The organism is Candidatus Liberibacter africanus PTSAPSY, assembly GCF_001021085.1.
GTDB classification, from domain to species: domain Bacteria; phylum Pseudomonadota; class Alphaproteobacteria; order Rhizobiales; family Rhizobiaceae; genus Liberibacter; species Liberibacter africanus.
Map to the genome: position 1 here is coordinate 32,153 of NZ_CP004021.1, position 14,308 is coordinate 46,460.

Genomic DNA, 14,308 nt, shown 5'->3' on the forward strand with positions numbered 1-14,308 from the left:
CTATCCTCCGAGGATTTTTTCCATGGCAAGAGCGGAATCAAATTCTCGCAAATAATCAGCAAAACTTAATCCTTGTGCACGACGCCAACGCCAAACAACGTCTTTGATCAGCAAATATGCCGGAAGTAGCGTACTATCATCATCTGTAGTGATACTATTTTTTTCTTCTTTATTACGTCCGATTATCCAATGTTTAGAAAAATACCGAAAAGTAACCGGCGAATTAAAAGAAAAATGTATCTTCTGACGATCAATCCAATACCAAGGGATATTAGAAAAATTTTTAACAACTTCCCAATCGGCAATATTCATTACTGGACGCCCTAAAGAAAGATCTGGCATTATTATTGCACTTCCCAGAAGGGGTCTTTGATAATCTTGAGGAAGAGGATATGGAAAATTCTGTATTTTTACTTCACGCAATAAATGTGGCCAATCAACTTTTAAACAAATTTCCTCACCAGATTGTTGCAATAATGATACAAGAAGAGCTGTATTTTCATCTTGATTTTGATAAATTTTTTCAAATTTAGATAATCCTATTAAATCACAAATAGTATTTAAGATTGTTAATATATTCATGGAGTTAATCTACCACGATTTAACGTAGTATCAGCCCAACGTAAACGAGTATCATTTTGCTGTAATTTTTTGATAGACTGCTGGAACAAAGAACCCGCAGTAGCAGCTTTATCAATTTTTTGTTCCCATAAAGCAATTTCTTCTACCAAACCATAGAGATAAAGATCTGGAGCTCTATGTAATAACCAATTGACAGGATTATTTTCTGTCAAAGGTGGAATGCAGGAATAATAATATAGCACAACATCCTCAGACACAGCAGGCAAAACGCAAATTGAATCTGCGGTAATGATGTATCCTTTTTGCTTTTTCAATGAAATACTCAAAGGAAGATGATCTAATTTATTTCCCTTATTATCATGAAGAAAACGAATTTCTATATAATCATCTGGCAGTGTAACCGATCCTTCCACGAGAGAAAGAAATGCCTTTTTTTCCATTTCACGCAAACGCAATTCACGATTGATTTTTACCTCTATTCTATGCAGAAAATCCTTAAAAAGATACGTAAATCCTCTTTTTTCTGAATAATGACTCACATCAATTAATAAAGAAGAATAATCTTTTGCCATTATACATATCCCTCCGAAGTACGCCAAGAAGCGTTATCTTTGTTATTAAGCCACTTACTGACCCAAACATCATCTCCTTCAGTATGAGCTTGAAGGAGATGAGAATTTTTTAAAATATTTAAAGGTATGCTCGCTATTCTTTGCCAATCCTTATTTTGTTTCTTAGTAGCTATTGCACAAGCCTGATTCATTTCCATAATTTTGGATACAGGATAGTCGATTCGATATACACCTTGTTGATTATCTGATGCATGCCAAATTGTTCTTCCAGTTTCTGGATCATAATTTATTAATTTCCACGAACCATCATAGATATCCATTTTGACCTCTTTTCTAAGTTGTTTTTGATAGCCCAAATAAATCAGCTACTACCCCTATAGCTTTTTCATTTTTAATTTTTAGGGTTCCCTCTCCGATCAGCACACCTTTATTGGCATCTCCATTTTTAGAAATATTTTTATCCTCGTGGATTGGACGCAACCATAAAAACTCCAACATATTGGGATCAATGAGAAAAGCATTTCGCGCAGTCTCTACATTGCTTGCCATAACCCGATTAGGATGTACCATGACCTTCCCAAATGGCCCATCATATATATCAGCGGTTGCAACAATAGTATTATTATGACCTTTACCAGATGCAGAATAGCGAAAAGATGCAACATTGGGATCAGACATAAATCGAACAAATTCACTTTTCACATAAGGTGAAACGATAATATGGCGAAAGTTAGCTCCATTTTGATATCCTTCTTGCATAACTTCATCAAGAAGTTGTTTAGAGAAAGATCTTTGTGCACCATCCTTAGCTTTTTTAGTCATGCCAGTTACAGAATCATATCCTCCCGAACTTCCCCCTGTTCCCCTTCTAGCATTTGTTTTGATCCAACTACTCAAAGAAACCATTTTACGTGGTGATGTTTTTTCAGATCCTTGTGAACTAACGATTGCAAATTCAATATCTTTCCGAATTTCTAATGCTTTTTTTTAATTTTTGCTCCTTATATTTTAAGAGGTGTCCAGCATCATCAACAGCTTCTTGAGTTCCCGAAATAATCCAACTTTTACGCATAATCTGCGTATAATTCCCCATCCTTTCAGGAGCAGTAATTGATTAGAAACTGTATTCATCTCCTTCTAATTGTGCGTTAATCCCTGGAGAATTAAGATCATCTACAATCCATTCTGGATGTATCGAGTGTGTGGTTCCTTTTTTAATCATCGAATAAATAGGAGTATCTTCTGGTGTAATGCGCGATACAACATCAGACAAAGATTCTTTATTAGAAGAAGAAGTAGTAGTAACAAATGTATTATTAACTATAGTCATAATATAAAATTTTCCTTTAATTAGTATAAATTTTTTATAAATTGTATAATATTTTATTAGCAAAATAATATGAGAAGATTTATGCATTAAAAAAATGCTTATATACCAGATAAAGTTGGAAAATATGCGATATTTATTCTAAGTAATTATTTTTATAGAAAATCTACTGCTAAAGCATCTTCGAAAGATCCAGTTTGAGACAATTTTTGTATTGCTTTTTCTTGCGAAACTATTCGGTGATGATTATTGTTTCTAGCTTTATTCGTAATATTAACAGCAGGTTTATGGCGTATTTTATGATAAGCATCTTCAGATAATTTTTGAGCTTTCCATCCTATTTGGGCATAATAAGCCAACGAAAGTAATCGATGATCTGCAATATTTTTCATTTCCTCTTCTTGAAATCCCAGAATATTTCCTATTTTGAACACATTTTTAAAAAAATCCTGTCGTTGTGCTGGATCTTTTGTTTGGGGAAAAATATTTTCTAATTTTTGATTTTCATCCTCTAATTTTTTTTCTATAATTTCTGAACCCAATTCCTTAGCAAGATTATCCGGATTTCGCCCTGCTTCGACAAAATGATTAATGATATCCAAGGCATTTTTTCGCAGATTTCGTATACGATGATACGTTTCCGAATCTGTTTTTTCTAAAATAGGATCAGGCTCATCTGGAATATGATGATTGATTAATTGTGCTAATGCTTTAGAACTATGTGCCAAAATTTGTGCTTGATTTTGTACGTTTTTTTTCTGTTCCCAAATATCTTGTTGTTGTGAAAGGTATTCTTTATGTCGGCTATACCCATCTTTGAGCTCAGAGATTGTGATTTTTTCACCATTATCAAGAGATATTTCATTTAAATCATTAATATTTTGGCTATTCTCATGTGAATTTTCTTGTTTTATCTCTGTCTTTAATTGATTCTCTAATTGTAGGTTAACTTTCTCATCAACATCATTTTTGTCAAATTCATCCGTATCAACAGAATATCTTATATTTTTTTCCTGTTGTTTTTGGTTTAGTCTATCCGATCCATAAATACGTTTATCTTTTCGAGGATATGAAACGTGCTCATGATCATTTTTGCTTATGATAGTATCATCTAACTCTTTATTGATACCCTGTAATATTTGGGAAGAATTATTTGCAAAGTTCCAAGGTTTTGTCTGTAATTGATTATGTGTCAATTCGATATCAGCAAACGAATTATCCGAGTTTATCATAGAATAATTTCCTTCGTAAAATATTGATTTAAAGAATAATAAAATGATTTTTTTAAAAGAATGGACTATTTAATAAAATTATATTCTAAGTAATTTTAATCCTGGCAAGACTTGCTACAACTGCAATTTTTCTTTTTTTCTAGTAAATATTCTGCTTCCAATTTTTGTCTTTTTAAGTCTATTTCCGCCTGTATTTTTACTCGCTTTAATTCCATATCTGCTTGTAAACGATTATAAGAAAGAACTTGTTCAAATTGTAAATTTTGAATTTTTTCATCGTTAGAATCAGCAGTAAAAGGTTTTTCTAAATCCGGTTTGTTAAAGTACTCATTAACATTTTGTACTCCGATCGCTTCAGCAAGACATGCAATACCATTATATAAGTTAGCAGCAGATACAAAAGGATTGTTGATCCCAAATGTTGCCATAATTTCTTTTTGGAGAGATAAGAGATGTGAGACCATCATAATATCTTTCTCACGATTTCCTGATCCTAAGCCTATATTGACCTTTGCATCCATGTCTGCATTCCAATATCGAGGATCAAATGAAACCCATTGATCACGGAGTCTGACCATTCTGACCTTATCTTGATGCTGAATAATCAACCGCAACAACCCTCGGAAGAGCATTTCTAATCCTTGCGCTAATGTACGCACAATAAGCTCTACTTGCCCTATACTACTTTGTTCTATCAAAGATGTAGCAGTCGCAGTCATATTCTTCAATATTTCTGGAGATAATCCAGAAGAGACATTCGAAATACCCGTACGATCTACTAATTCTTGATCTAAATAATGCAACATTGAAAAAGATTTATCTGCGATCATTGGCACACTATGGATGCCCAATACACTACGAACATCCATTCCTGGTGCGACTCGAATAGGCTTTCCAAATTGTGGATTGAGTACACTTTCTGGATCAACAATTGCTCCTTCTTGAACAATTGTTTGTGGTTGATTTTGCCAGTAAAGATTATCTAGTGTCTGCCGTAATAAAACAGTTTTTATTTTTTGAATTTCGATAATAGATTCCGATAAACTTTCACCAACAAAACAATGTGGCGCACGGATAGCGCGCAAACATGTAAAAGGTACTTCATCCCATTCTTCATTAACAAGAATATTATCCTGTCCTGTGCCACCCGCCATGATCACTCGACGCAATTCTGCAATTCCATCGTCATCATAATCAATAGTGACATATAATTCATAGTATTCAATCACTTCAAGAGCTTTATCAGCATTATGACATTGTTGGAATTGCCATATATTTTCAGTATTGCTTGAAAATGCCGCAGGTAAACTATTAATATGTTGGCGGTCATATCCCATAGAAATAAGATCAGAACGTGTAAGATATAATTTACGCCCAACAATAGGACTTTTTTCAATATCAACTGCGCTAGGATGAATGAGGAATTCATCAGGTGGAACAGCATCAATACACACTTTTCCTTGAGAATATTTACGCCTAATACGAATATCGTGAACCTTTTCTCCTTCATCTTCTCTTTGAGAGTGTTCTAAAACCTCTATATCAGGATCTTTTATTAACGTAATAAAAGACTGCTCATCAAGACCAGTATGTAAAGTTGTCGTGCACAGTTCTTGCAATTCATATCGCCAAGTTAAAATACCGATTCCGGACAATAAAGCATCATAGATAGCATTTTCAACGGAATCACGTCCTTTTGCTTCTGGAAAGATGATATGATTAACATAATCACTTGCAGCACTAGCCATTTTTTCGTCTCCTTGTCGTATAGGAGAATACTCAACAAATTTATGTCCATTCAGAAGTACTCTACAAACAGAAGGCATAATTTTACGAATTGCAGCACGCAAATCACACGATACAACAGAAGAATGGCCTGCAACAGAAGTCACATCCCGCATAATTCCATTATAATACTCTTGTGAACGAATATAGGATTGTTGTCTTTCTGCCAGCATTTTTTCTGCATCAGCAATAAGATGCGATATTTTATTTGAAAAATTTATTTTTGGATCATAACTGCTCATTGACCGTGAACTTCTTATTTAAATTATGAAATTAAAAAAAAATATTTTTAAAAATGAAATGAAAAAATATCAAATTTTAAAATTAAGGAATGCTTTAAATGCTATTTTTTGTTCTATAAGAAAGCACTGTTTAAATATGTATAGCCATGATATTTCATCATATTTTCAAATATGAAATGTCATATCACTTTTCTTGGAACATATTTCCAGGAAGAATGTTTCGGCTTGGAAACAGCGAAACGTTTCATCATCAACGCATATCGGCTAGCACATATGAGATCATCTTTTTCTTTGATGACACGTCCATCACGGCGATGGTATTGACGAAATTCATCCAACCATTCTTGACATTCTGCAAATACCTTCCAACGCCCCGATCGCATACGATCTAACATATCTGATATCCCTGCTTCAACGCCATTACTTCCATCATCAAATGTTGCCCATTCTGGCAACATTTTCATACCTTGTTGACGATATTGCACTGCTAATTGTTCACCTGAGCCTTTATCATGCTGCAGTCCATCATGAGGCCAAGCCCAAGGAAACCAATTTCCCCAAGATTTCAATGATGCTGCATGAAATATCGGGGTTTGCTCTCGACATCGATAATTTTTAACGACGTATATAGTATCCGAATCCCGATTCCAGACAAGATGTACAGCAGCAAAAGGATGATGCCATCCAAAATCCATACCTCCTATTTGCACCCAATGTTCTGGAATCTCAAAAGAATTGGTGACAATATCTTCCTCTACAATAGGGAAAATACGTCCAGATCCCAAGATAGGTTCTCCACTTGTTCTAGCCTTCCTTTCATGAAGAGGATAACTATTAATAATTCTTCTTTTTTCTTTCTCATCATAATGGGGCGTTTCATCAATAGTCATGCGGATAACTTGTCGATCTTGTGAAGAAGATGAGAGATAATGCTCAATAATATTAGATCGTCCTTTTAAGGGTGTTAGTGTTAGAGCAACCAATCCTTGTGTTGCATTAACACGCGTAAGTCCTTCAAAATATACATCTTCTGGTGGCTCCTCATCGAACCATACATAATTAACGGTATTTGACTGCCATTTATCTCTACCCTGTTCATATGCTTTCAATAATAAAACCGATACTCCTCCAGATATATGTCTAACAGTTACCGTATTACATGCCCCTGCAACATTTGAACGCCGTGTTAAATTAAGGATATTACTTGCAGGAATCATGCCACTTCCCTGTTGATCTGGAGACATAGGCTCTCCTAATAAGAGACGTTGAATACCATCTCGTGTTAATTCATATGATACAGAACCCGCCACCATTACGATTTGTTGTAAAAAACGATGCCCTACCCACCATGAAGGATAACAACCTGTTAGATGCATTGCAGCTTCAGCAGCACCAGCCAAAGTTTTTCCGAGTTGATTTCCAGCCATGAAAAGACGTTCTCGTGCTATTTTCCCTATCTTATGAAAATCTTTTTGTTTTTCATAAGGGTTATAGAATTCAAGCCTACGAAAATTCCTTTGTTTTTTTAATTTTTGGAGCATAGCCATCTTTGTTTTTAGAATAATCCGAGAAAATCTGCAATTCTTCTTCGAGAGATCGAATGATTTCACATAATTGTTCATCGGTTAATTGATCTCCATTTGATAATTCTTCTTTTTTTATATTTTCTTGTACTGCAATTTGAGAAATAAGACGCAAATATTGCTCTGGTTTTTCTTTGCGCAAATATTTTATGACTTTTCGTCCATATTTAGAGAAATCATTGATTAAGAGACTATGATATAAATGTTGTAGAGAAATTTCTTCTTGCAATGATTTGTTGAGGCAAGAATATTTTTTTCTATTGGCAATCGAGCGAGAGTTGACATCTAGCAAAATCTCCTGATACACGATTCACGAAAATCGATTTATTTTTTAAAATAAACATGAATCTACCCCCTCATCCATTTTTTCATAAAATAGATTCTTATCTACTTGTTAAATATGTATAGCAGCGTCACATAAGATCACATTCACGAGTTTTAATATAAAAAATTCTGAACAGTAATTAACTTAGTTTTTTCTTTTCTAGATTTTTACACCTAATCATAAAATACATGAAATAATATGCATCTAAAATAATATGCATCTAAAATGATTTTGATGTGATGCAAGCGTCACATAAGATCACATCCACGAATTTTGATATAAAATTCTGAGCAGCGATTAAATTAGTTGTTTTCTTTTCTATATTTTTACACCTAATCATAAAATACATGAAATAATATGCATCTAAAATGACTTTGATGTGATGCAAGGCAAGCGTCACATAAGATCACATCCACGAATTTTGATATAAAATTCTGAGCAGTAATTAACTTAGTTATTTTCTTTTCTAGATTTTTACATCTATCATAAAATACACGAAATAATATGCATCTAAAATGACTTTGATGTGATGCAAAAGAAAAATTATCCTGCATGAAGAAGCAAGAAAATATCTTTTTTTACCAAACTTATTACAAACAATTTTTTTCAGTACTGTTTTTTTTAATTAATACCTAAAAAACTATCTAAAAAATAAATTTATAAAAAAATTTTCTGACATAACAAACCGTCATATATGGACGTTTTTTAAACACCTCTAAAAAATAGATCAAAACAATACACCAAGATGTCCAACTGTTTTTCTCTGTAACATCTATAAAATTTGGAATCTATTTAGTAAGGATAAATATCCTATATAATGGTAGATGTCAATCAATATTTCATAAAAATATGAAAATATTCTCTTAACGCTTTGTTCGATCCCGAAAAAACATATAAAAATATGAAATTAAACCTATCTTTTAGGCATAAAAATCTATCTTGCTCAAAAAACAAATCAAGACGAAGGTATCGCTAATATATTTTATACATATCATCTCTACGCTTAGCTACGACAGGTACCCTTCTAAGTTTTGGAGCTAACAACAAAAAATTTACCGTTGATATAAACAAGAAACAACCCACCGAAAAATTGACCTGTAAAAAATGGGGGAACATAAATCTTCTCCAAAAAACAAACTAGATAAAAGGATCGAAAAACCAAAAATACCTTACATAAATAATCATACAAATAAAATATTTTATGACAGAAATACATAAATATTCCCAAAAATAATTTCTCCTTTATAAGGAAATAATATTTCTTTTTATCACAAAACAAAATTGACTATAAATTGAACTGTACTATACCTATCTAAACAACACATTAATTTTTTCTTAAAAAGTTATTTTTTACTAGAAAAATTAAATCAAATAACCATCCAACAATCATTTATGTTAAATTAAAAAATATTTTATTGTAATGAATGTAATTTTTGTTTTTTAATTATTGTATCATAATAAACTAAGTAGTATCATAAAAATACATTTTGGCTTGTATGCTTTTTTTTATCTTTAATTATTATCGTATCAATGATATATTTTATATAGAACAAACTATTTATAGTGGATATATAAAAAATAATTACTATAAATAGGTTATAAAAAAATATATGGTGTACTATTTATGGAAAAAAAGATCTATTACTATATTTCATGCAGTATTTTATAGTATTGTATCTTATTGAAACCAATGTATACGTTTAAAACGCAAAAAGCGATGTTTTTTACCGTTAACGACAAAAGGGAAGTGATATAAAATATGCCACGGCGTAAAAAAAATAATTTATGTCTTGCAGATGATACAATACTTCGTGAGAGAATGATTTTTGTACAAAATTTTCGAAATACTCGAAAAAAGGCAAAAATGACCCAAAAAGCAATTAAAGAGTGCACTGGTTTTGCTCAATCATGGATTAGTGAATTAGAAACAGGAAAGTCTACAATTAACATTGATAATATGATTATCCTAGCCCATATTTTAGATACCCCTTTGTGGAAATTATTAAAGCCTTAGAATAGTTGTTATTTTATGACGCTATACCCCTCTTCATAAAGATGAATATAGCGTCATAAGTGCAAAAATTGTTTTATTGCACTGAATGGTTTTCAATTATTTCATATATAGCATACGCTTATTTCTGATCATTTTTTCAGAAATCTGTACAATGATACTTTTATTTTTTAAATACAAAAATCCCACATTTTTCATTTTAAAATCTGAGTTAGAAAATATAAATATCCTCCATACTCAATGAAAAATTGGCATCCTGTCATTTCGAAAAACCACCATTTTGTTTCTGAACATCTGCAGAACAATATTTTTATGACATTTATTTACATGATGATTATCCAAATGAGTCATTATAAACCTCTCATTATATAAGCTACATCAATCTCACTATTAAAAATATATAAAAATAAAAGAATAAAAACCTATATATCAAAGAGAAAAGCAACCATTTATAGGTGAAAAATATCTTTCAAGAAAGATTTTATTAAGTTAATAATCCTAGTTAATAAGGATATTTAAAAAAAAGATTTAATATTAATTATATTAAGATATAAAATGAAAGAGATGATATCTTTATCTAGATTTTTACCTAAAAATGCATTATAATAAAGGAATAAATTCTTTTTTGGCGTTTTATACATTTTTTTCATAGTTTTATTTTTAATTATATAGAAATATTTTCCTATCTAGTGCGTAGAAAAAATCTATAATAGTACTAATAAATATAATGAACAGAATTTTATTATATTTAAATAATACTAATATTTTTTCTCGCAAAAAATATTTTTATAAAAATAATTTTATTTATCATATTATTTAAAAGGAGAATATTAAATAAAATTACATCTTTTTTGAAAATCAATTTTACTAATCAAAACATGATATCAAAATTATATTTATCATTTTATCATTATTTTTATTATCTCAATCCCATGAAATATTTAAAAAAACTCATAAAAATTTATAATTCATATAGGATAAATTTATGACGATCATTGAAAATGATTTTTTTATCGAATTTGAACAAGAAGTTTTAGGATCCCTATTATTAAAAGGAGATTTAAAGCTGATTATAAACTTTTTAAATGAAAAACATTTTATTGACCCTGTTCATAGTGAAGTATTTCGTGCAATTAAATTAGCATATGAGAGATTTAATATTATCAATCCATTACTCGTAAAAAAAGTAATGAATGCTGAAATCATATCTAATTTTGAGACTAAAACAAAAACACCTTTTACCATTTATATTACTAACTTACTTACTTTAGCTTCTGCAATTAGCTCTGAAGTAATCAATGCCGCGCGTCGAGTTGTACAACAATGGGCTAGGATACAAATTTCTAAAGTAGCAAAAAAACTCGCTTTACAGACTTCTGATCCTAGTTGCAATACAATAACCATTACTCGAAAAGCTATGCAAAATTTTGAGGATATTATTTCAGAATTTCAGCTATCTAATACTCAATGCACGAGATCATCTTGTACTTCGATTGCTAACGCAGCTACAACAGCTATGAAATTAGCAACTAAACAAGAGAACGAAAGCGAATACCCCAATATTACATGGGGATTAAAGAAAATTGATCATTTAATGGGCGGAGTACAACTACGTGAACTTACTCTCATAGGCGCCCGCCCTTCTATGGGGAAAACAACCTTTGCTCTTTCCATTGCATTGCATATGGCGATGAGCGGTCATGGTGTTGCATTTTTCAGTCTTGAAATGGACCGCGAGAAACTAGGAGCGAGAGCAATATCAAATCTTCTTTATCAAAGCCCTTCTCAGATCCCCTATATTAATCTGATCCGTGGAGAAATTACCCAAGAACAACATCGTGTCTTTCATAAAATATGCAAAAAATTACAAGATTTTCCTCTTATTATTGACGATCGTCCCTTTCCTGGGATCGTAGAAATTCGTACACGCAGCGAACAGATAGCAGAACAAGCACAAAAATCTAGTAAAAATTTGCAAGTAATTATCATAGATCATCTTGGTTTAATACGCCCATCTAATCGTTATCAAGGAAATAGAATTTATGAAATTGCGGAAATAACAGCAAGCCTCAAGATGCTAGCTCGTGAATTAAATGTAGCAATTATTCTTCTATCTCAACTTAATCGTTCTGTTGAAACACGCATGAATAAAGTTCCACAACTTTCTGATTTACGAGATTCTGGAGCAATTGAACAAGATGCTGATACCATCGCATTTTTATATCGCGAAGCCTATTATTTAGCACGCGAAACGGGAGGAACATCTGATGACATATTTGAACGCCGTGATAAATTAGAAAATAATGAAAAAAAAATGGACTTCATTATTGCTAAACAACGCAATGGACCAATTGAATCTTTTTCTCTTTTTGCCGACATGCCTCATTCCATAATAAAGGATGAAAAATAATAGTGAATAATCGTCCTTGGTATAAACGTTATCCTGCTGATTTTATTTCCGGTGTTTTAGAACTCACCCTCGAACAGAAAGGAGCATATAGCATCATTATCGATCTCATGTACGATCGCGGAGGATCCATTCCGGACAACGACAAATATATTGCCGGTGTTTGCGGCTGTTCAATCAGGAAATGGCGAAGTATCCGCATAATACTAGAAAAATCAAATAAAATTTTTATACGAGAAGGAAATATTTACAATACTCGCGTTGAAAAAGAAATAATAAAAGCTATAAAAGCGAGCGAAGAACGCCAAGAAAACGGACGGAAAGGTGGAATAAAATCTTCTCAAAAACGCCTCTTATCCAGTAAAAACAATAACTTATTTCAAGGGATACTTAAGTCCGCGCGCGTATCCCAGAAATTAGAATCTATAAATAACAATAAATCACATAGTGATTTTCACAGAGGCAATAAAATATTTCTATCAAAATATCAATGGCAACAAAATAGCCTTGAAAGAATAGAAAAGGTTGATGAAGGACATTGGAAAAAACGACTGGCATGGGCTAATCGTGACGGTATATGGCCTGGAGATTGGGGACCTCCTCCAGGCAAAGAAGGATGTCTTGTACCTATACAATTACTCAAAGAAAATAATCTTCAACCATCCGATTAAAAATTTTTTCATTAAAAATAAATTTGACATAAAAAAATTTTTAAAGGAGATAATATGAAACATAAAAAAAAAAAGTCTATAGGACGTCCTTGTAAAAAAGGTGTTTCACGCACTGATAGCGGTAGAATTTCTCGTTCAAAAAAAGCTAAGTTTTCTCCTGAAAAAACTGCTCAAGAAGCAAGAATGCGTATTTTTGGATTAAGTGCCTTCCAAGCAGCGCAAGCAGAAAGTGGCAACCGTGTTGGTCGTTTGAGATTAACTGGGAAAATATCATCTGAACAATATCAAGCTTTTATCCGTTTTTCTCATCAATATCATCAATATATGAATATGATTCAAGCTCCAAATAGTTTACAACGCAGTGGTGAACAGCGTAACACATCTATCTACAACGAGGATGCGGATACAAAACGTCGTTTATCCATTAAGAAACGTTGGATGTCCTTAAAACAAGCAATAAACGAAGCACAAGAAAAATCATCCTATAGTTTATGGAAATCTCTAGAATACTTTTTGAAACGCGATGATGGAATAGCATATGCTACTCCTTTAAGTTTAATTGTATCTTTAAGTTATGCAACCGATATCCTCGTTCATCACTATGGTATTACCTCTAACACTTAAGAAAAATTCCTCTATATATTACCTCGTGAAAACGTAATGAAACAAAACTGATAGATAAGATTATTTAAAATAGAGAAAATTTTCAAATAAAAACAATTTTATGTTGAAAAGTAATAATCTATAGTATTAACAGTTGTAATATTTTGATGAATCTGCTTTAGTACGATTAAGTTTGATCATTGATTATATTTTCAAAGGAGTCTTCCAATTTATAAGTCACTATTAATAACGATCTTTTTAAGCGCTATATCCTAAGGTACCATTTTAGCTAACAGTGATACGAGTGTGGAAAAATCACTAGTATTAAAGTTCATATCCCTGAGAGAGCAAAATACAACAGAAACTAGACCTGCTGATCCTACACCTGTTAAACCTAATCCGCCAGCCACAAAAAAACCAGTTAAACGTAAGATGGGTGACTATAGCCCACAAGAAATTATCATGCTTTTTGGGAATATAAACAGCTAATTTAATTACATCCGCAGTTTTTTTATAATTACTGATACATCTCTTAAGTATGAGTATGAGTGATCTACGGTTTAATTTTTTTTATCTCTCTCTATAATACTTAATTCAATATTTTTCATAAACAAATATAATAATAGCAAGTGGTGCACGCTGGTGCACCACTTGGTGCACGGTAGTTCACTAATGGCGCACAACTTTTAAAAAGTATAAAAACTATTTATAATCAAATATTTAAGCATATATATAACAACTGATGCGACATAACGATGTATTTATAAACTTCCACGCATATGAAATATTCGCAGAAATAAAAAATCATGTACGTAATTACGTGTATATGTTAGAAAAAAGTTTCTAAAAACACGGAATCTGCGCACAAGTCGCGGTTTATCATTTAAGTATTTGATTATAGGCTATTTTTTAGCAAGTTATTTTGTGCACCAGTAGTGCACCACCCCTCACCACCCTGATACGTAATT

Annotated in this window: 11 protein-coding genes and 1 pseudogene; 4 read left to right on the forward strand and 8 right to left on the reverse strand. The window is 31.9% G+C overall.

From position 1 onward, the window contains the following. The 8 genes and pseudogenes from G293_RS00165 to G293_RS05510 all read right to left on the reverse strand — a co-directional run bounded on the left by G293_RS00165 (position 1) and on the right by G293_RS05510 (position 7,615). A complete protein-coding gene (locus tag G293_RS00165; protein ID WP_047263796.1) occupies positions 1–582 on the reverse strand; it encodes a hypothetical protein in 582 nt (193 codons plus the stop codon). After that, complete coding sequence (locus tag G293_RS00170) at positions 579–1,154, reverse strand: phage adaptor protein (protein WP_047263797.1); 576 nt, start codon at positions 1,152–1,154, stop codon at positions 579–581. Before G293_RS00170 ends, G293_RS00165 begins: the two co-directional genes overlap by 4 nt. Further along, complete coding sequence (locus G293_RS05845; RefSeq protein ID WP_047263798.1) at positions 1,154–1,474, reverse strand: hypothetical protein; 321 nt, start codon at positions 1,472–1,474, stop codon at positions 1,154–1,156. The genes G293_RS00170 and G293_RS05845 overlap by 1 nt, the downstream gene beginning before the upstream one ends. A gap of 13 nt (positions 1,475–1,487) precedes the next feature. After that, positions 1,488–2,484, reverse strand: a pseudogene (locus G293_RS00180) (DUF5309 domain-containing protein). Between the two features lie 152 nt (positions 2,485–2,636). After that, entirely contained in the window at positions 2,637–3,713 is a 1,077-nt protein-coding gene (locus tag G293_RS05850; RefSeq protein ID WP_244464399.1) for a hypothetical protein, read from the reverse strand. Positions 3,714–3,808: 95 nt separating this feature from the next. Further along, complete coding sequence (locus G293_RS00190) at positions 3,809–5,740, reverse strand: portal protein (RefSeq protein WP_047263799.1); 1,932 nt, start codon at positions 5,738–5,740, stop codon at positions 3,809–3,811. A 179-nt stretch (positions 5,741–5,919) separates the two neighbouring features. Beyond that, positions 5,920–7,287, reverse strand: coding sequence for a terminase large subunit domain-containing protein (locus tag G293_RS00195; protein WP_083965928.1), 1,368 nt, complete (start codon positions 7,285–7,287; stop codon positions 5,920–5,922). Then, on the reverse strand, positions 7,244–7,615 hold the full coding sequence (locus tag G293_RS05510; protein WP_244464400.1) for a hypothetical protein: 372 nt from the start codon (positions 7,613–7,615) through the stop codon (positions 7,244–7,246). The genes G293_RS00195 and G293_RS05510 overlap by 44 nt, the downstream gene beginning before the upstream one ends. Before the next feature lie 1,792 nt (positions 7,616–9,407). Here G293_RS05510 and G293_RS00200 point away from each other — a divergent pair. From G293_RS00200 to G293_RS00215, 4 genes are all read left to right on the forward strand, one after another. Beyond that, positions 9,408–9,662: a helix-turn-helix domain-containing protein gene (locus G293_RS00200; RefSeq protein ID WP_047263801.1), complete on the forward strand. Its 255-nt coding sequence runs from the start codon at positions 9,408–9,410 to the stop codon at positions 9,660–9,662. Between the two features lie 982 nt (positions 9,663–10,644). Beyond that, positions 10,645–12,069 (forward strand): replicative DNA helicase, encoded by a 1,425-nt coding sequence (locus tag G293_RS00205; RefSeq protein WP_047263802.1) that lies wholly within the window; start codon positions 10,645–10,647, stop codon positions 12,067–12,069. A gap of 2 nt (positions 12,070–12,071) precedes the next feature. Further along, positions 12,072–12,737: a YdaU family protein gene (locus G293_RS00210; RefSeq protein ID WP_047263803.1), complete on the forward strand. Its 666-nt coding sequence runs from the start codon at positions 12,072–12,074 to the stop codon at positions 12,735–12,737. A 54-nt stretch (positions 12,738–12,791) separates the two neighbouring features. Further along, positions 12,792–13,361, forward strand: coding sequence for a hypothetical protein (locus G293_RS00215; RefSeq protein ID WP_047263804.1), 570 nt, complete (start codon positions 12,792–12,794; stop codon positions 13,359–13,361). The last annotated feature ends 947 nt before the right edge of the window (positions 13,362–14,308 follow it).